Below are 22389 nucleotides of genomic sequence, written 5' to 3' on the forward strand. Positions count from 1 at the left end.
TGAGTCTCGCTCCTTCTTGTCGATCGTCAGAGCCACCGTTATTGCGAGCTCTCGCAATGATGCCAACTGAAGATGCGATGTCGAAGAAGCATTGTGCACCGGTGGCGCGCCAAACTCAGTCGTCATTCCGGGACGTGGCGCGCAGCGGCACGGGCCCGGAATCCATAATCACGATGGTGGTTATGGATTCCGGGCTCGCGCTGCGCGCGCCCCGGAATGACGGATGAGAGAGGGGGCTCCCGATCCTGTCTGGTCGCGCTCAATCCGCCGCGGCTATCACTGTGATCTCCGGCCATAGCGTCTTCCAGCGCGTCGCCTTGGCCGCATAGTTCGTCGCCGAGAAGTTGGCCGTGTAGTTCGGCCGCACGATCATCTGCGCGATGTCAGCGAGGCCCTTGGGGGCATAGAGCTCGTAGCCGGCAACAGTCGGGCGAAGGCCGACCTGCGTGTTCACGGTGAGGAAGCGATCGATGCCGTCGGTGGAGCGTGTCACGGCAGGGTAGGGCCGGCCGTGCTTGGTCGGATACCAGAGATGGACGCGGGCTTGGTTGCGCACCTCCACCTTGGCTTCGATGTCATGGAGGTAGGATGCGATGCGCCGGATGACGGCGTCCTCAGCATCCCACGACGTATCCGGATCGAAATAGAAGATGTCGTAGTCGTTGATGCCGTGATCGACCGGACGGCCGGTGCGCACGTTCCAGACGGTCTGAGTCAGGCAGCCGGCGACGACCCAGGCATCGGGCACGGCCGTTTCACGCAGCACGCGCATGATCGCGGTGTTGACGGGGTTGCGCAGCGCGGCTGCGATGAAATCGTCCTTGGTCATGATGGTCGAAGGCATCAGAACATGGGTGCCGTCGACACGTTCAATACACGAGATGGAGGACGGCGTGCAGCCCGTTTCAGCTGCGATCGAACACGGCGAGCGCCTTCTTCGAGGCCAATGCCCGCCACTGCCGGCGCAACAGCGGCTCTGCGTCGGCGCGCCTCGCCTTCGACAGGCGCAGCAGCACGATCGGATAGTCGCGGTAGTGATCGGTGACGTAGAACAGCTTCGGCCGGCTTTCCACCAGCATCGCGCGTTCGTCCGGCGGCACGCCCGGAAGGACGAGACTGTCCCCGTCCTCCTTCAGGCGCGCCAGCATCTCCTTGCGCACCTTCAGCGCGGGTGTCCCATAGGACGTGCCGGCCTCGACTTCCGGCCATGCCAGCGCAAGCGCCCTGACATCGTCGAAGGTCATCGGCGTTCGCTCAGCGCACCGCGGTGAAGAAGCGATCGAGCCGGAAGCCGGACAGCCAGGCCCAAACCGGCTGGTTCTTGAAGCCGAGGTCCCAGGAGCCGACCACGGCATCGGCGCGGCCGACGAGGTTGTCGATCGGCAGCAGGCCGACGCCGCCGTCGCGCAAGGCCACGCGGCTGTCGGCGGAGTTGTCTCTGTTATCGCCGAGCACGAACAGCTTGCCGGGCGGCACCGTCACCTCCGGCGTGTTGTCGAGCCGGCCGTTGTCGCGCATCTTGAAGATCAGGTGCGACACGCCATTCGGCAGCGTCTCGACGTAGCGATAGGCCGGCTCGTTGCGGCCAGTGTCGTCCTCGGCATCGCCGATGCCGTCGGGCTTGAGCGCCGCGGCCTGGCCGTTGATGTAGAGCTGGCCCTGGCGCATCTGGATGCGGTCGCCGGGCAGGCCGACGACGCGCTTGACCCAGGCCTGCGAGTTGTCGCCCGGCCAGCGGAACACGACGACGTCGCCGCGCTTCGGCGTCTCGCCGAACAGGCGTCCCGTCTCCGGCAGCGTGATCTGCATCGGCAGCGACGAGGTGCCGTAGCCATAGGGGAATTTCGACGCCAGCAGGGCGTCGCCGATCATCAGGGTCGGCTCCATCGAGCCCGACGGCACGTAGAACGGCTCGGCGATGGCGCCCTTGGCGACGAACACCACCATGACGACCGCGACGAGCTGCGCGAGCTGGCCGCCCCAGGTGCTTTCCTTGCGGACGCTGCCCGTGCGCGTCGCCTTGGTGGTCTTGTCCGTGGACATCTTCTCAAGGCTCATCGGCCCGTGCCTCCCACCGTAATGCGATCCATGCGAAGCGTCGGCTGACCGACGCCGACCGGCACGCCCTGGCCGTTCTTGCCGCAGGTGCCGATGCCGGTATCGAGCGACAGATCGTTGCCGATCATGCTGATGCGGTTCAAATCCGTCGGGCCGTTGCCGATCAGCATCGCGCCCTTCACCGGCGCACCGACCTTGCCGTTCTCGATCCTGTAGGCCTCGGTGCACTGGAAGACGTATTTGCCCGAGGTGATGTCGACCTGGCCGCCGCCGAAATTGACGGCATAGATGCCGTTCTTGACCGAGGCGATGATCTCGGCCGGATCGCGCTCGCCGGCCAGCATGTAGGTGTTGGTCATGCGCGGCATCGGCACGTGCGCGTAGCCCTGACGGCGGCCGTTGCCGGTCGGCGCCATGTTCATCAGCCGCGCGTTCTGCCGGTCCTGCATGTAGCCGACCAGGATGCCGTCCTCGATCAGCACGGTCCGGCTGGTCGGCGTGCCCTCGTCGTCGATCGACAGCGAGCCGCGGCGCGAGGCCATGGTGCCGTCATCGACCACGGTGACGCCTTTGGCGGCGACCGGCTTGCCCATCAGCCCGGCGAAGGCCGAGGTCTTCTTGCGGTTGAAGTCACCCTCGAGGCCGTGACCGACGGCCTCGTGCAGCATCACGCCGGGCCAGCCGGCGCCGAGCACGACGTCCATCTCGCCGGCGGGAGCGGGGACCGATTCCAGATTGACCAGGGCCTCGCGCAGTGCGCCGTCGGCGGCCTCGCGCCACGCCTTGGTCTCGATGAAGCGGGCATAGGCCTCGCGGCCGCCATAACCCTTGCTGCCGGTCTCCTGGCGATCACCCTGGCCGGCGACCACCGAGACGTTCACGCGCACCAGCGGGCGGATGTCGCGATAGCTCTCGCCGTCGGGCCGCAGGATCTCCACGACCTGCCAGGTCGCGCCGAGGCTCACGGTCACCTGGCGCACGCGCGGATCCTTGTCGCGCAAGTAAGCGTCGATCTCGCCGAGCAGCTTGACCTTGCTTTCGAATCCGGGAGCGTCCAGCGGATTATCGTCGCCATAGAGCCGGACGTTGGTGTGCGGCGGCGGGCTCGCGAACGTGCCGGAATAGCCGCCGCGCACGGCGCTGACGGCATCGGCGGCGCGCATCAGCGCCGGCAGCGAGACGTCGGAGGAATGGGCATAGCCGACTGCATCGTCCTTCACCGCGCGCAGGCCGAATCCCTGGCTGGTGTCATAGGTCGCCTGCTTCAGCCGGCCATTGTCGAAGGTCAGCGCTTCGGTCTGGCTGTATTCGAAGAACAATTCGCCGTCATCGGCGCCGGCCAGGCCACGCGCGACCTCGCTCCGGACCGTATCACGGTCCAGATTGGCGCGTTCGAGCAGGGAAGTGGTGGGAGCAGTCATGGGTCAATCCGTTGTCGGAGCGTTCATTCCAAGATAGTTGTTTTGACGCCGGGGCGCGAGGGGCTGGATGATTACCGAACTGACATGGTTGAGATCGTTCCCATCACGTCCGCTCACATCGAGAGCTTCCACCGCACGCTCGATTACGTCGCGCGCGAACGGCGCTATCTGTCGTTCGTGCAGGCGCCGCCGCTGGAGTCGACGCGCGCCTTCATTCTGAACAACATCCACGAGGGATATCCGCAATTCGTTGCTCTCTCGGCCGGGGAGGTGGTCGGCTGGTGCGATGTGACGCCCAAATCGGGGCCAATCGATGCCCGGATCGGGGTGCTCGGCATGGGCCTAATGCCGCAGTTCCGGCACCAGGGCCTGGGCAGACGACTGATGGCGGCGGCGCTCGAGGCGGCGCGGGTGGCCGGCTTCTCGCGTGTCGAGCTCACGGTTTACCGCAGCAACACCAACGCCATCAGGCTGTACCAGAAGGCCGGATTCCTGCTCAAGGCGGTGCAGCCGCGGGAGCCCGGCGATGACGGGTTCGACAAGACCTTGCTGGTGATGGCGCTGGCGCTCGACGGGCGGCGCTGAGGCCGCTGGCGCGCATTCAGACGCGCGAACTCACGGCTCGATCACGGCATCGTGCTGCGAAGGGTCTGTCAATCGCCGCCGACGTCAGGGCAGCTTGTCGAAGCCTTCGGCGAGGCCGTTGAGGCTCAGCGGGAAGCCGATGCCTTCCTCCGGCGTCTCGAAGATGATGAAGGTCGCGGTCTTCGCCGTCTTGAGCTGGCCGAGCAGCTTGTCCTCCAGCACCACCTCGGCGACGCAGCCATTGGGCAGGCAGCGCACGAAGCCGGCGCGGCCGACATCCTGGTTGTCGAGCTTCAGGCCGAGGCCGGACGGCAGCAGCACGCCGAGCGGCGCCACCACGCGCATCAGCCGGCTCTTCTGGTCGGCGGTCTTCAGCATGATCACGGTGAGGCCGGCATTGGAACGGTCCTCGGCCACGACGCTCTGGATCAGCGCGCACTGCTCGCTCTGCGCGCCGGGCGGCGTGTCGCAGCGGATCTGCCAGTCGCCATGCACCGAGCGCACCGCGCCCTGCGCCAACGCCGCGTGCGGCGCGCCGATCACCGTCGCAGCGATCATCGCGACCGCGGTCGCCGCGGAGGTCATCGCGGCAACACGCGCGAGTCGCGCACGCACCGCGCTGAATCGGTACAAACGGCGCGAGTCATTCGCAGCTGGGGTCGACATGTCAGCTGTCCTGTCCGTTGAAACCCTGATCCGGGTCGGTGCCATGACAATTTCCTGTGGGTGATCTGCGCGTCCGACGCCATGATACGGCAATGATGGCGTCTTGAGGACAGCGTCACCGGCGTACGGCACGAAACGATACCAAATATGGCCGCACCCTGGTGGGCGCTGCCGCTGCGCCTCGCCGAATCAGCCTCGCAAACGGCCGTGTCCCGTTTGCCTACATCGCGCCGCACGCCTGTCAAGCGCCCGTTGCCCGCGAAATCACGGCATGCGGCAATCTCCCGGAAAATACGCTTGTCGCGACGAACAGCGCCGCGCGCGATATCCGGCGCAAGACTGCATTGCGATAGATCAAGAATTATGGTTTGAGAAGAAAGATTTCGTCATTCCAGTGAACTGGCCCAGGTGCTTTTCTATGCATCCGCCCGAAGGCCATTTGTCAGGAGAGCGGATCGAACGGCGCGCCGCTGCGTGAAGCGGGCGGTGCGCCGAGGGGGAAAGTTCTGAAGGGAGCGCGACGGCATGAAGATGTCGAGAGGCCAATTGAGCGCCTTGCTGGGGTTGGCTGTAACGGGCATGACGCTCGTGTCGGGTGGAGCGGCGTTTGCTGAAACGGGCCAGCCGGCGCCATGGGAAGTCAAGCTGCAGGAGGCTGCGACGCCGGTGATGGAGAACATCACCTGGTTCCACGGCCTGCTGCTGACGATCATCACCATCATCACGCTGTTCGTGCTGGCGCTGCTGGTCGCCGTGGTGGTCAAGTTCAACGCGCGCGCCAACCCGGTGCCGTCGCGGACGACGCACAACACGCTGATCGAGGTGGCTTGGACGCTGATCCCGGTGCTGATCCTGGTCATGATCGCGGTGCCGTCGTTCCGGCTGCTGTTCCTCGAGCTGGATGTGCCGAAGGCTGATATGACCATCAAGGCCACCGGCAAGCAGTGGTACTGGAGCTACGCCTATCCCGACAACGGCAAGTTCGAGTTCGACTCGCTGCTGGCGCAGGACAAGCAGCCGCGCCTGCTCGCCGTCGACAACGAAATGGTCGTGCCGGTCAACAAGGTGATTCGCGTCCAGACCACCGGCGCCGACGTGATCCACTCCTGGGCGATCCCGTCGTTCGGCGTCAAGATCGACGCCATTCCCGGCCGCCTCAACGAGACCTGGTTCAAGGCGACCAAGGTCGGCATGTATTACGGCCAGTGCTCGGAGCTGTGCGGCAAGGACCACGCCTACATGCCGATCGCGGTGCGCGTCGTGAGCGACCAGGAATTCACCGCCTGGGTCGAGGACGCCAAGAAGAAGTACGCCAGCGCGCCCACGAGCACCTATGCGTCGGCTGCGGGCGTGTCGCAGTAGCCGAGCGGGATGAACGCTGAGATTGAGGGCCGCCTTGGCGGTCCACGGGGACACTGAGGATTGGACAATGGCGACGAACGCGACGACCCTGACCGGCCATGACGATCACGCGCACGACCATCCGACCGGATGGCGGCGCTGGATCTATTCGACCAACCACAAAGACATCGGCACGATGTATCTGATCTTCGCGGTGTGCGCCGGCATCATCGGCCTCGCCATGTCGGTCGCGATCCGCATCGAGCTGATGTATCCGGGTGTGCAGCTGTTCCACGAGAACCACACCTACAACGTGTTCGTGACCTCGCACGGCCTGATCATGATCTTCTTCATGGTCATGCCGGCGATGATCGGCGGCTTCGGCAACTGGATGGTGCCGCTGATGATCGGCGCGCCGGACATGGCGTTCCCGCGCATGAACAACATCTCGTTCTGGCTGCTGCCCGCCTCGTTCGCGCTGCTTTTGACCTCGACCTTCGTCGAGGGCGAGCCCGGCGCCAACGGCGTCGGCGCCGGCTGGACGATGTATGTGCCGCTGTCGACCTCGGGCCATCCCGGACCGGCGGTGGATTTCGCGATCCTGTCGCTGCACCTTGCCGGTGCGTCGTCGATCCTCGGCTCGATCAACTTCATCACCACCATCTTCAACATGCGCGCGCCGGGCATGACCCTGCACAAGATGCCGCTGTTCGTGTGGTCGATCCTGGTGACGGTGTTCCTGCTGCTGCTGTCGCTGCCGGTGCTCGCCGGCGCCATCACGATGATGCTGACCGACCGCAATTTCGGCACCACCTTCTTCGATCCGGCCGGCGGCGGTGACCCGGTGCTGTTCCAGCACCTGTTCTGGTTCTTCGGCCATCCGGAAGTGTATATCCTGATCCTGCCCGGCTTCGGCATGATCAGCCAGATCGTGTCGACCTTCTCGCGCAAGCCGGTGTTCGGCTATCTCGGCATGGCCTACGCCATGGTCGCGATCGGCGGCATCGGCTTCGTGGTGTGGGCGCACCACATGTACACGGTCGGCATGTCCTCGGCGACGCAGGCCTATTTCGTCGCCGCCACCATGGTGATCGCGGTGCCGACCGGCGTGAAGATCTTCTCCTGGATCGCCACGATGTGGGGCGGCTCGATCGAGTTCCGCGCGCCGATGCTGTGGGCGGTGGGCTTCATCTTCCTGTTCACGGTCGGCGGCGTCACCGGCGTCGTGCTGGCGAACGCCGGCGTCGACCGTGTGCTGCAGGACACCTACTACGTCGTCGCGCACTTCCACTACGTGCTGTCGCTCGGCGCCGTGTTCGCCATCTTCGCCGGCTGGTACTACTGGTTCCCGAAGATGTTCGGCTACATGTACAACGAGACGATCGCGAAGGCGCACTTCTGGGTCACCTTCGTCGGCGTCAACCTGGTGTTCTTCCCGCAGCACTTCCTCGGCCTGTCGGGCATGCCGCGCCGCTACATCGACTATCCCGATGCCTATGCGGGCTGGAACCTGGTCTCGTCGATCGGCTCCTACATCTCGGCCTTCGGCGTCCTGATCTTCATCTATGGGGTGGTCGACGCCTTCATGCGCAAGCAGCAGGCCGCGAACAATCCGTGGGGACCGGGTGCGACGACGCTGGAATGGACCCTGTCCTCACCGCCGCCGTTCCACCAGTTCGAGGTGCTGCCGAAGGTGCAGTGAACCTGATCTCTCCGACGCGGCGCCATCCGGCGCCGCGTCGATCTCTGCCGGTGGCGCGCCTGGTGCCGCGCCGGAAGCGCGGTTCTGGCACTCCCTGTCCCAGAACCTTTTGAATTGAAGTCTGTGAATTGAAGTCTGGATTCGCCGTGTCGGTCATCGATCAGAACGCCATTGCCGTCGGCCCGCGGATTTCCGAGGCCGATGTCGGCGATTATCTCGCGCTCCTGAAGCCGCGGGTGATGTCGCTCGTGATCTTCACGGCGCTGATCGGCCTGCTGATCGCTCCGGGCCATTTCCACCCGGTGCTCGCCATCACCTCACTGCTGTGTATTGCGGTCGGGGCCGGCGCCTCCGGCGCGCTCAACATGGCGCTGGAAGGCGACATCGACTCGCTGATGTCGCGCACCGCCAACCGCCCGATTCCGCGCGGCCGCGTCACCCGCCAGGAGGCGCTCGCCTTCGGCATCACGCTGTCGTTCTTCTCGGTGCTAACGCTCGGCATCCTCGTCAACTGGTTCGCCGGTGCGCTGCTCGCCTTCACCATCTTCTTCTACGTCGTCATCTACACGCTGTGGCTGAAGCGCTGGACTGCGCAGAACATCGTCATCGGCGGCGCCGCCGGCGCCTTGCCGCCGGTGGTCGCCTGGGTGTCCGCCACCGGCTCGATCGCGCCGGAGCCGCTCTGGCTGTTCCTGATCATCTTCTTCTGGACCCCGCCGCATTTCTGGGCGCTGGCGCTGTTCCGCAGCGATGATTACGCCCGCGCCGGCGTGCCGATGCTGCCGGTGGTCGCCGGCCCCGATGCGACCCGGCTGCAGATCCTGCTCTACACCATCGTCCTGGTGGCGATCGCCGCCGCGCCGTGGCCGCTCGGCTATTTCGATGCCGTCTACGGTGTCGTCTCGCTGGCGCTCGGCACGGGCATGCTGTGGCTCGCGGTCGAGGTGTTCCGCAAGCGCGAGCGCAGCGCCTCGCTACGCGCCAACCGCAAGCTGTTCGCCTTCTCGATCCTTTATCTGTTCGTGCTGTTCGCTACGCTCGGACTCGAAGCGGTCGCGCGCATGATCGCGCCGCTGATCTGGTAAGAGGCGCGAGACTGGAAAACATGGCGACCACGATGGCAGATCCGAACGAGCAAGAGGGCATCGTCCTCACCGAGGCGCAGCTGCGCAGCCGCCGTCGCCGCTCGATCGCGATTGCGCTCGCGCTCGGCGTGCTGGTGGTGCTGTTCTTCGCGGTGACCATGGTGAAGGGTCCCGCGGTGCTGAATCGGCCGATGTAGAAGACGTGATGCAGGACGGGACGAAGCAGACCGCGATGGAGACAACCGACCAGATCGTTTCGGCGACCGCGCCGGCCGCGCCGCGCCGCGGCCTCAGCCGCGATGCGCTAGTCGGCGGCATCTGCGGCGCCGTCGTGGTGCTGATGGTCGGCGCGTCCTATGCCGCCGTGCCGTTCTACAACTGGTTCTGCCGCGCCACCGGCTTCAACGGCACCACGCAGGTCGCGACATCAGCGCCATCCTCGGCGCCGCTGGCGCGCCGGATCTCCGTGCGCTTCGATTCCAATGTCGCCGGCGGTTTGCCCTGGAAGTTCGAGCCGGAGAAGACCGAGATCGAGGTCGCGATCGGCGAGGTGGTCACGGTCTACTACACCGTCACCAACCAGTCGGCGCGCACCACCATGGCGCAGGCGGCCTACAATGTGTCGCCGCTGACATCGGGCGCCTACTTCCAGAAGATCAACTGCTTCTGCTTTACCGAGCAGACCATGGCGCCGGGCGAGACCCGCGAGATGCCGGTGGTGTTCTACGTCGACCCGGCGATAACAGCCGATCACGAGAACGACAGTTTGAAGACGATCACGCTGTCTTACACCTTCTATCCCGTCCGCGACGCACCGAAGCCGGTCGCGGCGGGCGAGCCGGACAAACCGCGGGGCAGCCTATGACCGCGCGGACGTCCGATATTCGGGGACCATCGCCGTTGAACGACACCGTGCCGGCGCGACCGGCATCGATCTGGGGAGAGACTTGCCATGGCTGAGGCGCACGCCAAGCATCACGACTACCATCTCGTCGATCCGAGCCCTTGGCCGTTCGTCGGCTCGGTTTCGGCCTTCATCATGGCGTTCGGTGCGATCGGCTGGATGCACAAGATGTTCGGCGCCGCGCCGATCGTGTTCGGCATCGGCACCATCGGCGTGCTCTACACCATGGCGAGCTGGTGGGGCGACGTCATCAAGGAAGCGCAATACAAGGGCGACCACACCCGCGTGGTGCAGCTCCATCACCGCTACGGCATGATCCTGTTCATCGCCTCCGAGGTGATGTTCTTCGTCGCCTGGTTCTGGGCCTATTTCAATGCCGCGCTGTATCCGAACTTCGAGGTGCAGGCCACCCGCGAGGCCCTGTTCGGCGGCGTCTGGCCGCCCAAGGGCATCGAGACCTTCGATCCCTGGCACCTGCCGCTGCTCAACACGCTGATCCTGCTGACCTCGGGCACCACGGTGACCTGGGCGCACCACGCGCTGCTCGAGGGCGACCGCAAGGGCCTGAAATATGGCCTGATCCTCACCATCCTCCTGGGTGCCACCTTCACCTGCGTGCAGGCCTATGAGTACAGCCACGCAACGTTCTCGTTCGCCGGCCACGTCTACGGCTCGACCTTCTTCATGGCGACCGGCTTCCACGGCTTCCACGTCCTGGTCGGCACGATCTTCCTGACCGTCTGCCTGGCGCGCGCCTATGCCGGCCACTTCACGCCCAAGCAGCATCTCGGCTTCGAGTTCGCCGCCTGGTACTGGCACTTCGTCGACGTGGTCTGGCTGTTCCTGTTCATCTGCATCTACGTCTGGGGCCACGGCGCCGAGGCGATGGCCCACGGCGCGCACTGAAGCCGGCGCGCACCGGTTCCGTCGAACGTGCTAAGAAGGGGCGGCCGTCGGGCCGCCCTTTCTCGTTGCAGCGGCGCCCGGCGGTTGATCGAAATGTGATCCGCTCTCGTCGCCTCCGGTTGTATCACCATGAGGCGTCGCGCGGCCGCCCAGGGGGCAAGACACCATGACCACCCATCCGCCCGTCACTTTGGCCCAGACCGTCCTGCGCGGGCTCGCCTGCCGCTGCCCGCGCTGTGGCCAGGGCAAGCTGTTCGACGGCTTCCTCAACCTGCGCAAGCGCTGCGAAGCCTGCGATCTCGACTACGCCTTCATCGACACCGGCGACGGTCCGGCGATCTTCATCATGATGCTCGCCGGCGCCATCGTGGTCGGCGCCGCGCTGATCGTCGAGGTGAAGTATCAGCCGCCGTTCTGGGTCCATGCCGCGCTCTGGGGACCGCTGATCCTGGTGACGACGCTGCTGCCGTTGCGCGCGATGAAGTCGCTGCTGATCGCCCTGCAATTCCACCACAAGGCCGCCCCCGGCCGCCTGGTGGACAAGACGCCGCGATGAGCTGGCGCCTGCGCGTGCGAGTCGCACATCTGAGCGGCGCCGAAGGTGTGCTCCCTCCCCCCTTGTGGGGGAGGGCCGGGGAGGGGGGTAGCCCCAGCGGCAGTCTTTGTTGGGCCACCCCCACCCCCAACCCCTCCCCGCAAGGGGGAGGGGAGCGCACCGTTCGCTCCGGCAAAGCGTTCACCTCGCCGCGGACATCTGCGCAATGACGAGTGCGCCCAGCCGCAAAACGTCCTCCCGCGCCTTCGCCGCCTTCACCGTCGTCATGGTCGCGCTGTTCGCAGGCCTCGGCATCTGGCAATTGCAGCGCCGTGCGGAAAAGCACGCGCTGATCGCAGCGCTCACCGATCGCGTTGCTGCTGCGCCCGCACCGCTGCCGCCACAAGACGAGTGGCGTATGCTCACTCCGGAACGCGACGAATTCCGTCGCGTCAGCTTCACCGCCACCTACGCCGGACTGCCCGATGCGATGGTCTACAGCGCCGGCTCCGCCGTGCGCGAGGACGTCTCCGGGCCGGGCACCTGGGCGTTCCTCCCTGCGCGCTTGCCGTCCGGCGAGACCGTCGTGATCGACGCCGGCTTCGTCGCCAACACGATGCAGGAACGCGCGGTGCAGGACCGCGCCACCGCCAAGCTCGTCACCGGCGAGCCCGTGACCCTGACCGGCTATCTGCGCTTTCCCGAGGCTGCCGGTTTGCTCACCGCGGCCGAGAGCCGCGAAAAGCGGCTGTGGTTCACGCGCGACCATCGCGCGATGGCCAAGACGCTCGGCTGGGGCGAGGTCGCGCCGTTCTACATCGATCTGGAATCGCCGGTGCCCGACAATGGCATTCCCAAGCCCGGCCCGCTGTCGCCGCATCTGCGCGACGAGCACATGCAATACGCGATCACGTGGTTCTCTCTGGCCGCCGCGTTGATCGTCGCGTTCGCGGTGTGGGCGCGGGGTCGGCGCGCAGCGAACCGATGAGCCCGTAGCCCGCGAAACGTCGCTTGACTTAGAGCGCACTCGAACCCGTAGCCTGCGTGGCGTCGTGAATGGAGATAGGGGCGCATGAAGATCGGCGAGCTGGCCAGGCAGTCGGGGCTGACGCCCCATACGATCCGCTACTACGAGCGGATCGGGCTGCTGCCCAGGGCCGATCGCGATCATGCCCGCCAGCGGGACTACGACGCATCGATCCTGACCTGGATCGAATTCCTCGGCCGGATGAAGGCCACGGGAATGCCGATCCGGGACATGCTGCGCTACGCCGAGCTGCGTGCGGGCGGCGCTGCCACGGAGCCGGAACGACGCCGGCTCCTGGAGCGGCATCGCGACGCGGTCCGGGCGCGCGTCGCCAGCCTGCAGGACAGCCTTCTCGTTCTCGACGGCAAGATCGCCGGCTATGCCGGCAGCAGCGAGAGGACGAACGATGATGACGCGATCCACGCCCAACCAGGCCACGACGACGAGCCCGATGCCGGGCGGCATGCCATCCGGCGCCAACAACGATCAGGATCGGCTGGCGCGCGGCCGGCGCGCGCTCGATAGCATCGACGGCGAGGCCGGCCGCAATGTGATCGCGGCGCTCGCCGACATCGCGCCGGATTTCGCGACCTACGTGATCGAGTTTCCGTTCGGCGACATCTATTCGCGCCCCGGCCTCGATCTGCGCAGCCGCGAGATCGCGACCATCGCGTCCCTGACCGCGCTCGGCAATGCCACCCCTCAGCTCAAGGTGCACATCCATGCGGGCCTCAATGTCGGCCTCAGCCGCGCGGAAATCACCGAGGTGATCATGCAGATGGCGGTCTATGCCGGCTTCCCCGCCGCGCTCAACGGCCTGTTCGCGGCCAAGGCGGTGTTCGCGGAAGCGGACGCGAAGCCCGCATGAATTCGGGCGCCCGCGGTGAGCACAGTCATGACGATGGCTGTGTGTTCTCATCGCCTGCGGACGCGGCCAAGGCCAGTGCGGCGATCGCATCCGCGATGGCCGCACGCATGTCGGGGGCCGCGATGCGACCATCTGCGGTCATTGCCGTCGGCGGCACCGGTACGGCGACGCAAGCCTCATCGACGATCGTCGCGCCCGCGCGCTCCAGCACCCTGCGCAGGTCGGCATGGGCGTCGTGCGCGCCACCATGGGCCGAGCAGTTGATCCAGCCGATCGGCCGTCGATAGAGGCTGCCGGCACTGACGGTCCAATCGATCATGTTCTTGAAGCTGCCCGGCAGCGAGCCCGCATATTCCGGGGTCGACAGCATGACGGCGCGGGCGTCGCCGAGCAGCTTGCGCAAGCGAATGACCGGCTCGGGCAAGGGATCGCAATCGTGGTCGGGATTGAAGTGCGGCAGCTCGCTCAGCCCGACGTAGATCGCCGGCGTGACATCCGCTGGCGCCAGCTCGGCCGCGGCGACGATCGCTGCACGGCAGGCCGAGCGGGCGCGCAGGCTGCCGCTGATCAGAACGATGAGCGATGTGTCCTGCTGCATCTCGGTCGACATCATCACGGCGTGCTCCGCTGGCGAACGAAGCGCTCGTTCTTGCAGCCCGCGCACTATGGCGGCCAGGCGCCCCGGGATTTCAAATCAAATCACGCGTGAATCAGCCGGGCTCGCCCGGACACCCGGACCGGCGCGCCTGGAGGGCCGTCGAGATCGACCTGCAGGCAGCAGGGCACGCCCATGTCCTCGCCCTGGCGGATCACGATCGGCCGCTCGGTCGCCCAGGCGAGCTCGCGCAGATAGCCGGCCAGCGCCGCGGCCGCCGCGCCCGTCGCCGGGTCCTCGTAGACCCCGCCGAACGGAAACGGGTTGCGGGCGTGAAACAGCTGCGGCGTCTCGGCGTGTACGAGGGCGAAGGTGCAGAAGCGCTCACGCTGTGCCAGCACCTGGCCTCGAGCGAAGTCGTAGCTGATGGCAGCCAGGCGGCTGCGGTCGCGCAGGGCAATCACTGGATGATCCATGCCGGCGTGAGCGATCACCGGCGGGATCCGCTCGTCGAGTTCGTCTTGCGACAGCCCGAACAGCGTCAGGATCTTGTCGAGCGCCGCAGATGGCAGGGCCCGGGTCAGCGTCGGCGGCGATCGAAACGCCGCGCTCCAGTCGGTCGCCGAATGATGCCCGTCGACAGTGATTTCGGCATGGTTGAGCGTCAGTGCGAACGTGCCGGAGCGCTCGTGCCTCGCCAGCGCCGCGCCGAGCGCAATCGTCGCGTGGCCGCAGAAATCCACCTCGGCCTGCGGCGCGAAATAGCGCACCCGCCATTTGTCGCCGATGGGCGCCGCGAACGCCGTCTCCGAATAGCCGATCTCCGCCGCCGTCGCCTGCATGGTGGCGGCCTCGGGCAGCGCCTCGCAGATGACGACCCCGGCCGGATTGCCGCCGCGTGGGCCGTCGGTGAAGGCTGCGATGTGCTGGATGATCATGGAGGTCTCGCGCTCGATCTCTGTGTTGGCGATGCTAGGCTTTCAGCGCTCGCAAGTGAAGATGTACAAGACGTGACTCCACGCACCGCTGTCGTCCCTGCGAACGCAGGGACCCATACCGCGGAATCTATCGGTGAAGCGCAACTGCCAGTCGTCGTCCCACCGAAGCCGGTGGTTATGGGTCCCTGCGTTCGCAGGGACGACGGCGGAATGTGACGCGGCTTCCCTGTGTCGTCGGTGCGATGGTCTCCCGCGTTCGACCGCGGTCTACACGGATCGGCCCGCCCTCACATACGCCCGCTCGCCGGTCCGCGGATGAAACCACACGTCCAGCGTCTCGCCGCTGGTGGGATCGACGAAGCGCTCCTCGGTCTTGATCCAGTCCGGGCCTGGCGGCGCCGCCAGCGCATCGCGCTTGTAGCCTCCCTGGCGGAAGACGAACCACACCAGGACGACCGCTGATATGACCGCGAGCCAGAGCACGAGATCGATCACGGCGCGGGTTCGATGACGGCGGCGGTGCCATAGGCGACGATCTCGCTCATGGTCTGGCCGATCTCGGCGCTATCGAAACGCATCATCAGAATGGCGTTGGCGCCCATCGACGTGGCGTTGGAGACGAGCCGGTCGAGCGCATGGCGCCGCGCCTCCTCCAGCATCTGCGTGTACTCGTGGATCTCGCCGCCGACGATCGAGCGCAGGCTGGCCACCAGATTGCCCCCGAGCCCGCGGCTGCGCACCACCACCCCAAAACACTGCCCCAGCATCCGCACCGTGCGGTGGCCGGTCACGTTTTCCGTCGTTACGACGATCATGGAAGGCTCCTGTTGTGGTCCTATTTGGTCCGAGCGAGCGCTCCTGAGGTTCGAAGTCGCCAAGGTCCGGGCGAGTCCTAACGTTCCGTTGTCGCCCTCCCTCGGCCAAATTCATCGAATCTTACCCCCAGATAGGCTCTGATGATGCGGTGGGGTACCGAGCGTCCGCGTGGGCAGTATCGTCGGGTGAAATCGTGCGCTTTCGAATCTTGCTGAACGGCAAGGACTTCGTTGTTCTGATGGATGGGAAGCCGACCAGGTGCGGCTTCTTCACGACGTGTGTCCTGAATGCGCCGACAGCGGACGTGGCAACCGAACGAGCGATCCGCCGTGTCATGGCCGATCATCGCTGGCGTGATCCTGGTCGAGTTGGAACGGTCGCCGTCCAAGACGTGTATCCGGTCGGTTGGTTCTATCGACGCTTCAATCCGCCATTCGGATACACATTCTATCTCCCAGACGATTCTGGTGGTTGATGTGAAGAGGCCCGTGCTGCGCTCAAGCGGGGCGCGGCATCGAGGTGGCGGCCCTCAAGATCCTGATCCGAGTCGCCCGACGGGCTGTTCGCGGCAGCATGCGCGCGCGCCGGAAGATCGGCATTCGGTTGCGCCGAGAGACTAATTTCGTGAGCCCGCGCAACACGATCACCCGTGTAGTATGGTCTCACGGACATTTTTCTATTTCATTTTTTCCGAAATCATGCTTGTCTATCGCCATCCCGCCTCGTTGCGAGGGGCGTACGCGTCGTCACGGACGTGAGGTGGGGTGCGATGGACGGGTCGGCTGCAACTGACGAGTGCGGCCGGCACGGACGGTGAAGTCGCGTGGTCCTGATACCCCGACGCTGGTATCAAGTTGGCGCTGGTGCCCATGCATCGCGTCGATGACGGTGGCCAAAAAGCCCGGTGCACCGAGGAGATCGCGTATAAGTCGTAAGCCATCGCGCAGGGAAGGCCGGGTCGCTCTGGCTGAACCTGTGGTTCCTGCCCCGTGCATTCTTGTTCGCACGGGGGCCGCGGGTGCCAGCCGGCATCCGGTCTTCCCTGCGCCCTCCGATTCGGAGGGAGGTATGCTTGCAAAGCTCGGGCGCTCATCGCGCCGCGAGAACGCTTCTCCACGCACCGCCGTCATTCCGGGGCGCCCGCAGGGCGAGCCCGGAATCCATACTCCCGGTCGTGGTTATGGATTCCGGGCTCGCGCTCCGCGCGCCCCGGAATGACGAGGTGGAGAGATCGTGCCGATATCCCATGGTTCGTTCGCGTGTTCGAAGTACCCGGCCGGAAGCCGACGGCACCGCCGTCATCCCCGCGAAGGCGCCCGGTTAACCGGGCGATGACAGCGGTGGGCCGGATGGTCCGCTGGACCGGCCCGGGTCAGCCGTTGCGACCCCAGTCCCGTAACCGATGCCCCCTGACCCATGCTCCGTAACGCCGCCGTAACCCGCAGCCGTGACCATCGCTGCGGCAACAACCGGTTTCGCAACAAGGTCAAAACCATTATGGTGCCGGACCATGTTGCCGCCGGGCGGTTCCGATTTCGAATTCAATCAACGGGTTATGGCCTGGTGACGCAGGTCAGGAGAGCGGTTTGACGCGCTATGTTTCGACCCGCGGGGAAGCCCCCGCGCTCACCTTCTGCGATGTGATGCTGACCGGGCTCGCCCGTGACGGCGGCCTGTACGTGCCCGAGACCTGGCCGCAGCTGACGCCCGCGACGATCGCGTCGTTTTTCGGCCGGCCCTATTGGGAGGTCGCCGTCGAGGTCATCAAGCCGTTCGTCGCCGGCGAGATTTCCGACGAAGAGCTCGGCCGCATGGCCAACGAGGCCTATGCGACGTTCCGTCACCCCGCCGTGGTGCCGCTCGACCAGATCGCGCCGCATCAGTTCGTGCTGGAGCTGTTCCACGGCCCGACCTTGGCGTTCAAGGACGTGGCGATGCAGCTGATCTCGCGGCTGATGGACCACGTGCTGGCCAAGCGCGGCGAGCGCACCACCATCGTCGTGGCGACATCAGGCGATACGGGTGGCGCGGCGGTCGAGGCCTTCGCCGGCCGCGACAATGCCGACCTCATCGTGCTGTTCCCGCATGGCCGCATCTCCGAGGTGCAGCGGCGGATGATGACGACGTCGGGCGCGGCCAACGTCCATGCGCTGGCGATCGAAGGTCATTTCGATGACTGCCAGGCGATCGTGAAGGGCCTGTTCAACCATCACGGCTTCCGCGATTCGGTCAGGCTGTCGGGCGTCAACTCGATCAACTGGGCGCGCGTCGTCGCCCAGGTGGTCTACTACTTCACCTCGGCGGTCGCGATCGGGGCACCCCACCGCGCCGTCGACTTCACCGTGCCCACCGGCAATTTCGGCGACGTCTTCGCCGGCTATGTCGCCAAGCGCATGGGCCTGCCGGTGCGCACGTTGCGCGTCGCGACCAACGTCAACGACATCCTCGCCCGGACGCTGACGACCGGCATCTACGAGGTGCGCGAAGTGCATGCGACGGCTTCGCCCTCGATGGACATCCAGGTGTCGTCGAATTTCGAGCGGCTGTTGTTCGAAGCCGGCGGCCGCGACGCCGGCACCGTGCGGCGGCTGATGGACAGCCTCAAGCAGTCCGGCCGCTTCGTGCTGCCGGATGCCATGCTGGCGGCGATCCGCGCCGATTTCGACGCCGGCCGCGCTGACGAGATCGAAACCGCGGCCGCGATCCGCGCCGCCTTCCGCGAGGCCGGCGATCTCGTCGATCCGCACACGGCGGTGGCGCTGGCGGTGGCCGATCGCGACGGCACCGATCTGTCGGTGCCGAACATCGTTCTGTCGACCGCGCATCCCGCCAAATTCCCCGATGCGGTCGAGGCCGCCTGCGGGATGCGGCCGCATTTGCCGGTGTGGCTCGAAGGGCTGATGAGCAGGCGCGAGGACATCAGGATCATGCGGAACGACCAGGCCGAGGTGGAGAAGTTCATCCGCTCGGTCAGCCGGGCCGCCAAGCAGGGAATTGCATGATGGGCGTGGAAGTCACCAAGCTGCCGACGGGGTTGACGGTCGTCACCGACACGATGCCGCATCTGGAGACGGCGGCGCTCGGGGTCTGGGCCGGCGTCGGCGGCCGCGACGAGAAGCCGGACGAGCACGGCATCTCGCATCTGCTCGAGCACATGGCGTTCAAGGGCACGACCACGCGCAGCGCGCGCGAGATCGTCGAGACCGTCGAGGCCGTCGGCGGCGATCTCAATGCCGGCACCTCGACCGAGACCACGGCGTACTACGCCCGCGTGCTGAAGGCCGACGTGCCGATGGCGCTCGACGTGCTCTCCGACATTCTCGCCAATCCGTCGTTCGTGCCGGAGGAGCTGGAGCGCGAGAAGAACGTGATCGTGCAGGAGATCGGCGCGGCGCAGGACACGCCCGACGACGTCGTGTTCGAGCATCTCAACGAGCTATGCTTTCCGGACCAGCCGATGGGCCGCTCGCTGCTCGGCACCGCCAAGACGCTGGAGGCGTTCGATCGCGACAAGCTGCACGGCTATCTGTCGACGCATTATCGCGGGCCGGACATGGTGGTCGCCGCGGCCGGCGCCGTCGATCATCAGCGCGTGGTCGAAGACGTGACGAAACGATTTGCCAGCTTCAATGGCGGGCCGGCGCCGAAGCCGCTGCCGGCGGCATTCGGCAAGGGCGGCTCGCGCGTCGTGCATCGCGATCTCGAGCAGGCGCATCTGACGCTCGCGCTCGAAGGCGTGCCGCAGGCCGACCCGTCGCTGTTCTCGCTGCAGGTGTTCACCAACATCCTCGGCGGCGGCATGTCGTCCCGGCTGTTTCAGGAGGTGCGCGAAAACCGGGGGCTCTGCTACTCCGTCTACACGTTCCACGCGCCCTATAGCGACACGGGATTCTTCGGCCTCTACACCGGGACCGATCCCGCCGACGCGCCCGAGATGATGGAGGTCGTGGTCGACATCATCGGCAACGCGGTGGAGACCTTGAGCGAGGCCGAGGTCGCCCGCGCCAAGGCGCAGATGAAGGCCGGGCTGTTGATGGCGCTCGAGAGCTGCAGTGCCCGTGCCGAGCAATTGGCGCGGCATATCCTGGCCTATGGCCGGCCGCAGACGTTGCAGGAGATGGTCGCCAAGATCGAGGCGGTCAGCGTCGAGAGCACGCGCGATGCGGCGCGGGCGCTGCTCGCACGCAGCAAGCCGGCGGTCGTCGCGCTCGGCACCGGCAGGGGTCTGGACACGGCGGTCACTTTCGCCGAAGGTCTGACCGGTTCGAGATCGAAAGCCCAACTGCACTGAACGTGGTGCGGCTCGGTGCGGTCCGCGCATTGCAATCCGCCAGCGCTCGGCATCGGAGATCTGGGGTGGGTCGGAGCAGGCTTCGACCCGGAAAGAGCAGGGGGAGCATCACAGATGGCCCTGTTTCGCTTGCCATCCAACGGACCGGCTGCGCTGGCTCCGCGCGGCCAGGGCCTGCTGTTGCGCGCGCCGCAGATGGCCGATTATGCGCAATGGGCGCGGCTGCGCGAGATCAGCCGCGACTATCTCACGCCCTGGGAGCCGATCTGGCCATCCGATGACCTGACGCGCTCCGGCTTCCGCCGCCGGCTGCGCCGCTATGCCGAGGACATCTCGGCCGACCGCTCCTATCCGTTCATCGTCTTCCGCGAGCAGGACGGCGCCATGCTCGGCGGCATCACGCTCGCCAATGTCCGCCGCGGCATCGTTCAGGCCGGCACCATCGGCTATTGGATGGGGCAGCCGTTCGCGCATCATGGCTACATGACGGCGGCGCTGCGGCTGCTGCTGCCGACCCTGTTCGGCGAGCTCAATCTGCACCGGGTCGAGGCGGCCTGCATCCCGACCAATACGCCGTCGATTCGCGTGCTGGAGAAATGCGGCTTCACCCGCGAGGGCCTGGCGCGTCGCTACCTCTGCATCAACGGGGTCTGGCAGGACCATTACCTCTACGGCCTGTTGCACGAGGATTTCCGGGGGTAGCAATCGTGATCGGGATCGCCGCGGGAGTGGCCGATCGGGGCTGGTTCCGGCCTCTGAAATGGGTATAGACGCCTGGGCTGGGCGACCGAGTTGCCGGGGATATCAGACGATGCGAGAGACGAGCGTGATCAGGGCTGGAACGTTGGCAGCCGTGCTGCTGGCCTTGGGAGCCGCCGGCGCGGCGCCGCCGGCAGCCGCCCAATCGCTGACCGACCGCTTCAAGAGCCTGTTCGGCGGGGGCTCCGACAACAAGGGGCAGGAGAACCTGCCCGCCAGCGGCGGACCGCCGGTCGATCCGACCGAGGGCCTGACCTGTCCGCCGGTCAGCATTCGCGCCGGCGCCTCGACCTACGCCGTGGCCGCGCCCGGCAAGCAGGCCGTTGGCAACGACGTCCGGTTCCAGGCGTCGATCACCAAGACCGCGCGCGAATGCAGTCTCAACGGGGCCGAAATCACCGCCAAGATCGGCATCCAGGGCCGCATCGTTGCCGGCCCCGCGGGCGCGCCGGCGAGCGTCGACATTCCGATGCGCATCGCCGTGGTCCAGGGCGGCATCGGCGAGAAGGTGATCGCGACCAAGTCGTATCGCACCACGGTGCAGATGACCGAGGACGGCAGCGTGCCGTTCACGATCGTCGCCGAGGACATGGTCTATCCGGTGCCGCCGCCCGGCGCCAATGCCGACAATTACGTCTTCTACATCGGCTTCGACCCGCAGGCGCTGACCCCGGAGCGGCCGCACGGCAAGAAGCGGCGGTGACGATTGCCGTAGCGCGAGGCGCTCGCCGGAGAGCGTGAACAGCAAAAGGCCGGTGCGATGGGATCGCACCGGCCTTTTGAAGTTGATGGATGGAGACGGACTGCCGCTCAGTTCAGCTTGCGGCCGACTTCCGCGATGCCTTTGGCGACGAGGTCTTCGCCAAGAGCGCCCTTGACCGACTGCGACAGCACGGTCGCGGCGGCCTGGACGGCGGCCTCCGCCGCAGCGGACCTGACGTCGGCGAGAGCCTGGGCCTCGGCGAGGGCGATCTTGCCCTCGGCGGCCTTGGTGCGACGGGCGACGAAGTCTTCCATCTTGGCCTTGGCCTCCGCCGCGATGCGCTCGGCTTCCGCCTTCGCGCTGGTGACGATCTCCTCGGCCTCGCGTTCGGCGCTGGCGCGGCGGGACTTGTAATCGGCGAGCACTTTGGCCGCCTCTTCCTTGAGCCGCTTGGCCTCCACCAGCTCGGATCTGATGCGCTCGGAGCGATTGTCGAGCGCCTTCAGGACCGTGCGATGGACACCGAGATAGGCGAACAGGCCCATCAGGATCACGAAGGCAATCGCAACCCAGGTTTCCGGATCAGCGAGCAAATGCATCAGGCTGTTCCCTTCAACGATGCATCGACCGCAGCCTCGACCGTCTTGGCCGCGGGGGCCTTGCCGGTGAGCTGCTTCACGATCGCGCTGGCTGCGTCTGCGGCGATGCCGCGGACATTGCTCATTGCGGTCGTGCGCGTGGTGGCGATGGACTTCTCAGCCGCCGCGAGCTTGGCCGCGAGGCTGTCTTCCAGCGCCTTGCGCTCGGCGTCCGAAGAAGCCGCGAGCTTCTCGCGGGTCTCCGCTCCGATCGCCTGGGCACGGGCACGAGCCGTCGCCAGCTCGCTCTCATACGCCTTCATCGCGGCTTCGGATTCATCCTTCAGCCGCTGCGCTTCAGCCAGATCGCCGTCGATCGACTTCTGGCGGGCGTCGATGACGGCCCCGACCTTCGGCAGCGCCACACGCGAAACGATCACGTACAGCGCCACGAAGGCGATCACCAGGGAGACGATCTGGGAGGGAAAGGTTTCCTTCTGGAAGGGAGGGAAACCATGCCCGCCATCGGCCTCAGTATGGGCGCTTGCGGTGCCCTTGGCCTCGCCGCCCTTGGCCTCGCCATGACTTTCAGCCACGGGCTTCTCCTGTCC

The 22389-nt window shown here is 66.3% G+C and carries 26 protein-coding genes; 15 read left to right on the forward strand and 11 right to left on the reverse strand.

All coding sequences use genetic code 11. The features are described 5' to 3' along the window. Window positions 1-259: 259 nt before the first annotated feature. The 4 genes from ACQR03_RS22260 to tldD all read right to left on the reverse strand — a co-directional run bounded on the left by ACQR03_RS22260 (window position 260) and on the right by tldD (window position 3479). Window positions 260-829 carry a nucleotidyltransferase family protein gene (locus tag ACQR03_RS22260; RefSeq protein ID WP_434841906.1) on the reverse strand — a complete coding sequence of 190 codons (570 nt, stop codon included), beginning with the start codon at window positions 827-829 and terminating at the stop codon, window positions 260-262. A 76-nt stretch (window positions 830-905) separates the two neighbouring features. Further along, window positions 906-1244 carry an MmcQ/YjbR family DNA-binding protein gene (locus tag ACQR03_RS22265; RefSeq protein WP_316165579.1) on the reverse strand — a complete coding sequence of 113 codons (339 nt, stop codon included), beginning with the start codon at window positions 1242-1244 and terminating at the stop codon, window positions 906-908. Between the two features lie 10 nt (window positions 1245-1254). Further along, complete coding sequence (gene lepB, locus ACQR03_RS22270) at window positions 1255-2043, reverse strand: signal peptidase I (protein WP_316204550.1); 789 nt, start codon at window positions 2041-2043, stop codon at window positions 1255-1257. A gap of 11 nt (window positions 2044-2054) precedes the next feature. Further along, window positions 2055-3479 (reverse strand): metalloprotease TldD, encoded by a 1425-nt coding sequence (gene tldD / locus ACQR03_RS22275; protein WP_316170721.1) that lies wholly within the window; start codon window positions 3477-3479, stop codon window positions 2055-2057. A gap of 84 nt (window positions 3480-3563) precedes the next feature. Here tldD and ACQR03_RS22280 point away from each other — a divergent pair, with 84 nt between their 5' ends. Beyond that, the gene (locus ACQR03_RS22280) at window positions 3564-4064 is read left to right on the forward strand and encodes a GNAT family N-acetyltransferase (RefSeq protein WP_315751517.1); all 501 of its coding nucleotides are present in this window, start codon (window positions 3564-3566) and stop codon (window positions 4062-4064) included. Between the two features lie 84 nt (window positions 4065-4148). Here ACQR03_RS22280 and ACQR03_RS22285 read toward each other — a convergent pair whose 3' ends face one another. Beyond that, window positions 4149-4775, reverse strand: a complete 627-nt coding sequence (locus ACQR03_RS22285; protein WP_315717926.1) for an invasion associated locus B family protein — start codon at window positions 4773-4775, stop codon at window positions 4149-4151. Between the two features lie 480 nt (window positions 4776-5255). Between ACQR03_RS22285 and coxB the strand changes: the two genes are divergently transcribed. The 10 genes from coxB to ACQR03_RS22335 all read left to right on the forward strand — a co-directional run bounded on the left by coxB (window position 5256) and on the right by ACQR03_RS22335 (window position 13098). Continuing rightward, the gene (coxB, locus tag ACQR03_RS22290) at window positions 5256-6092 is read left to right on the forward strand and encodes a cytochrome c oxidase subunit II (protein WP_315717925.1); all 837 of its coding nucleotides are present in this window, start codon (window positions 5256-5258) and stop codon (window positions 6090-6092) included. Window positions 6093-6159: 67 nt separating this feature from the next. Next, window positions 6160-7773, forward strand: coding sequence for a cytochrome c oxidase subunit I (ctaD, locus tag ACQR03_RS22295; protein ID WP_315717924.1), 1614 nt, complete (start codon window positions 6160-6162; stop codon window positions 7771-7773). A gap of 146 nt (window positions 7774-7919) precedes the next feature. Beyond that, window positions 7920-8858 (forward strand): heme o synthase, encoded by a 939-nt coding sequence (locus ACQR03_RS22300; protein ID WP_315751287.1) that lies wholly within the window; start codon window positions 7920-7922, stop codon window positions 8856-8858. Between the two features lie 20 nt (window positions 8859-8878). Continuing rightward, window positions 8879-9055, forward strand: coding sequence for a CoxF protein (locus ACQR03_RS22305; RefSeq protein ID WP_315717922.1), 177 nt, complete (start codon window positions 8879-8881; stop codon window positions 9053-9055). Between the two features lie 8 nt (window positions 9056-9063). Continuing rightward, complete coding sequence (locus tag ACQR03_RS22310) at window positions 9064-9723, forward strand: cytochrome c oxidase assembly protein (protein WP_409998642.1); 660 nt, start codon at window positions 9064-9066, stop codon at window positions 9721-9723. A gap of 87 nt (window positions 9724-9810) precedes the next feature. After that, on the forward strand, window positions 9811-10668 hold the full coding sequence (locus ACQR03_RS22315) for a cytochrome c oxidase subunit 3 (RefSeq protein ID WP_315751289.1): 858 nt from the start codon (window positions 9811-9813) through the stop codon (window positions 10666-10668). 166 nt (window positions 10669-10834) lie between these two features. Next, a complete protein-coding gene (locus ACQR03_RS22320) occupies window positions 10835-11224 on the forward strand; it encodes a DUF983 domain-containing protein (RefSeq protein WP_315717920.1) in 390 nt (129 codons plus the stop codon). Window positions 11225-11429: 205 nt separating this feature from the next. Beyond that, window positions 11430-12191: an SURF1 family protein gene (locus tag ACQR03_RS22325; RefSeq protein WP_316170723.1), complete on the forward strand. Its 762-nt coding sequence runs from the start codon at window positions 11430-11432 to the stop codon at window positions 12189-12191. 84 nt (window positions 12192-12275) lie between these two features. Then, window positions 12276-12755, forward strand: coding sequence for a MerR family transcriptional regulator (locus tag ACQR03_RS22330; protein ID WP_316170724.1), 480 nt, complete (start codon window positions 12276-12278; stop codon window positions 12753-12755). Continuing rightward, entirely contained in the window at window positions 12694-13098 is a 405-nt protein-coding gene (locus ACQR03_RS22335; protein ID WP_315827985.1) for a carboxymuconolactone decarboxylase family protein, read from the forward strand. Before ACQR03_RS22330 ends, ACQR03_RS22335 begins: the two co-directional genes overlap by 62 nt. Window positions 13099-13123: 25 nt before the next feature. On the opposite strand, the gene ACQR03_RS22340 is transcribed toward ACQR03_RS22335, so the two are convergent. The 4 genes from ACQR03_RS22340 to ACQR03_RS22355 all read right to left on the reverse strand — a co-directional run bounded on the left by ACQR03_RS22340 (window position 13124) and on the right by ACQR03_RS22355 (window position 15446). Beyond that, window positions 13124-13711: an NADPH-dependent FMN reductase gene (locus tag ACQR03_RS22340; RefSeq protein WP_315828026.1), complete on the reverse strand. Its 588-nt coding sequence runs from the start codon at window positions 13709-13711 to the stop codon at window positions 13124-13126. Window positions 13712-13797: 86 nt separating this feature from the next. Beyond that, on the reverse strand, window positions 13798-14631 hold the full coding sequence (locus ACQR03_RS22345; protein ID WP_315751522.1) for a PhzF family phenazine biosynthesis protein: 834 nt from the start codon (window positions 14629-14631) through the stop codon (window positions 13798-13800). A gap of 267 nt (window positions 14632-14898) precedes the next feature. Then, complete coding sequence (locus ACQR03_RS22350; RefSeq protein ID WP_315717916.1) at window positions 14899-15126, reverse strand: hypothetical protein; 228 nt, start codon at window positions 15124-15126, stop codon at window positions 14899-14901. Next, window positions 15123-15446, reverse strand: coding sequence for a heavy metal-binding domain-containing protein (locus ACQR03_RS22355; protein ID WP_315717915.1), 324 nt, complete (start codon window positions 15444-15446; stop codon window positions 15123-15125). The genes ACQR03_RS22350 and ACQR03_RS22355 overlap by 4 nt, the downstream gene beginning before the upstream one ends. A 1587-nt stretch (window positions 15447-17033) precedes the next feature. Here ACQR03_RS22355 and thrC point away from each other — a divergent pair. The 4 genes from thrC to ACQR03_RS22375 all read left to right on the forward strand — a co-directional run bounded on the left by thrC (window position 17034) and on the right by ACQR03_RS22375 (window position 21200). Next, the gene (gene thrC, locus ACQR03_RS22360) at window positions 17034-18449 is read left to right on the forward strand and encodes a threonine synthase (protein ID WP_315827987.1); all 1416 of its coding nucleotides are present in this window, start codon (window positions 17034-17036) and stop codon (window positions 18447-18449) included. Further along, a complete protein-coding gene (locus ACQR03_RS22365) occupies window positions 18449-19738 on the forward strand; it encodes a M16 family metallopeptidase (RefSeq protein ID WP_315751523.1) in 1290 nt (429 codons plus the stop codon). Before thrC ends, ACQR03_RS22365 begins: the two co-directional genes overlap by 1 nt. Before the next feature lie 114 nt (window positions 19739-19852). Beyond that, on the forward strand, window positions 19853-20440 hold the full coding sequence (locus tag ACQR03_RS22370) for a GNAT family N-acetyltransferase (protein WP_315717912.1): 588 nt from the start codon (window positions 19853-19855) through the stop codon (window positions 20438-20440). Between the two features lie 142 nt (window positions 20441-20582). Next, window positions 20583-21200, forward strand: a complete 618-nt coding sequence (locus ACQR03_RS22375; protein ID WP_315717956.1) for a hypothetical protein — start codon at window positions 20583-20585, stop codon at window positions 21198-21200. Between the two features lie 107 nt (window positions 21201-21307). On the opposite strand, the gene ACQR03_RS22380 is transcribed toward ACQR03_RS22375, so the two are convergent. Together ACQR03_RS22380 and ACQR03_RS22385 are read right to left on the reverse strand one after the other, a co-directional pair. Continuing rightward, window positions 21308-21799, reverse strand: coding sequence for a F0F1 ATP synthase subunit B family protein (locus ACQR03_RS22380; protein ID WP_434841887.1), 492 nt, complete (start codon window positions 21797-21799; stop codon window positions 21308-21310). Then, a complete protein-coding gene (locus ACQR03_RS22385; protein ID WP_315717910.1) occupies window positions 21799-22374 on the reverse strand; it encodes a F0F1 ATP synthase subunit B family protein in 576 nt (191 codons plus the stop codon). Before ACQR03_RS22385 ends, ACQR03_RS22380 begins: the two co-directional genes overlap by 1 nt. Window positions 22375-22389 lie beyond the last annotated feature (15 nt).

Source organism: Bradyrhizobium sp. HKCCYLS3070, assembly GCF_051167575.1.
Lineage (GTDB): Bacteria > Pseudomonadota > Alphaproteobacteria > Rhizobiales > Xanthobacteraceae > Bradyrhizobium.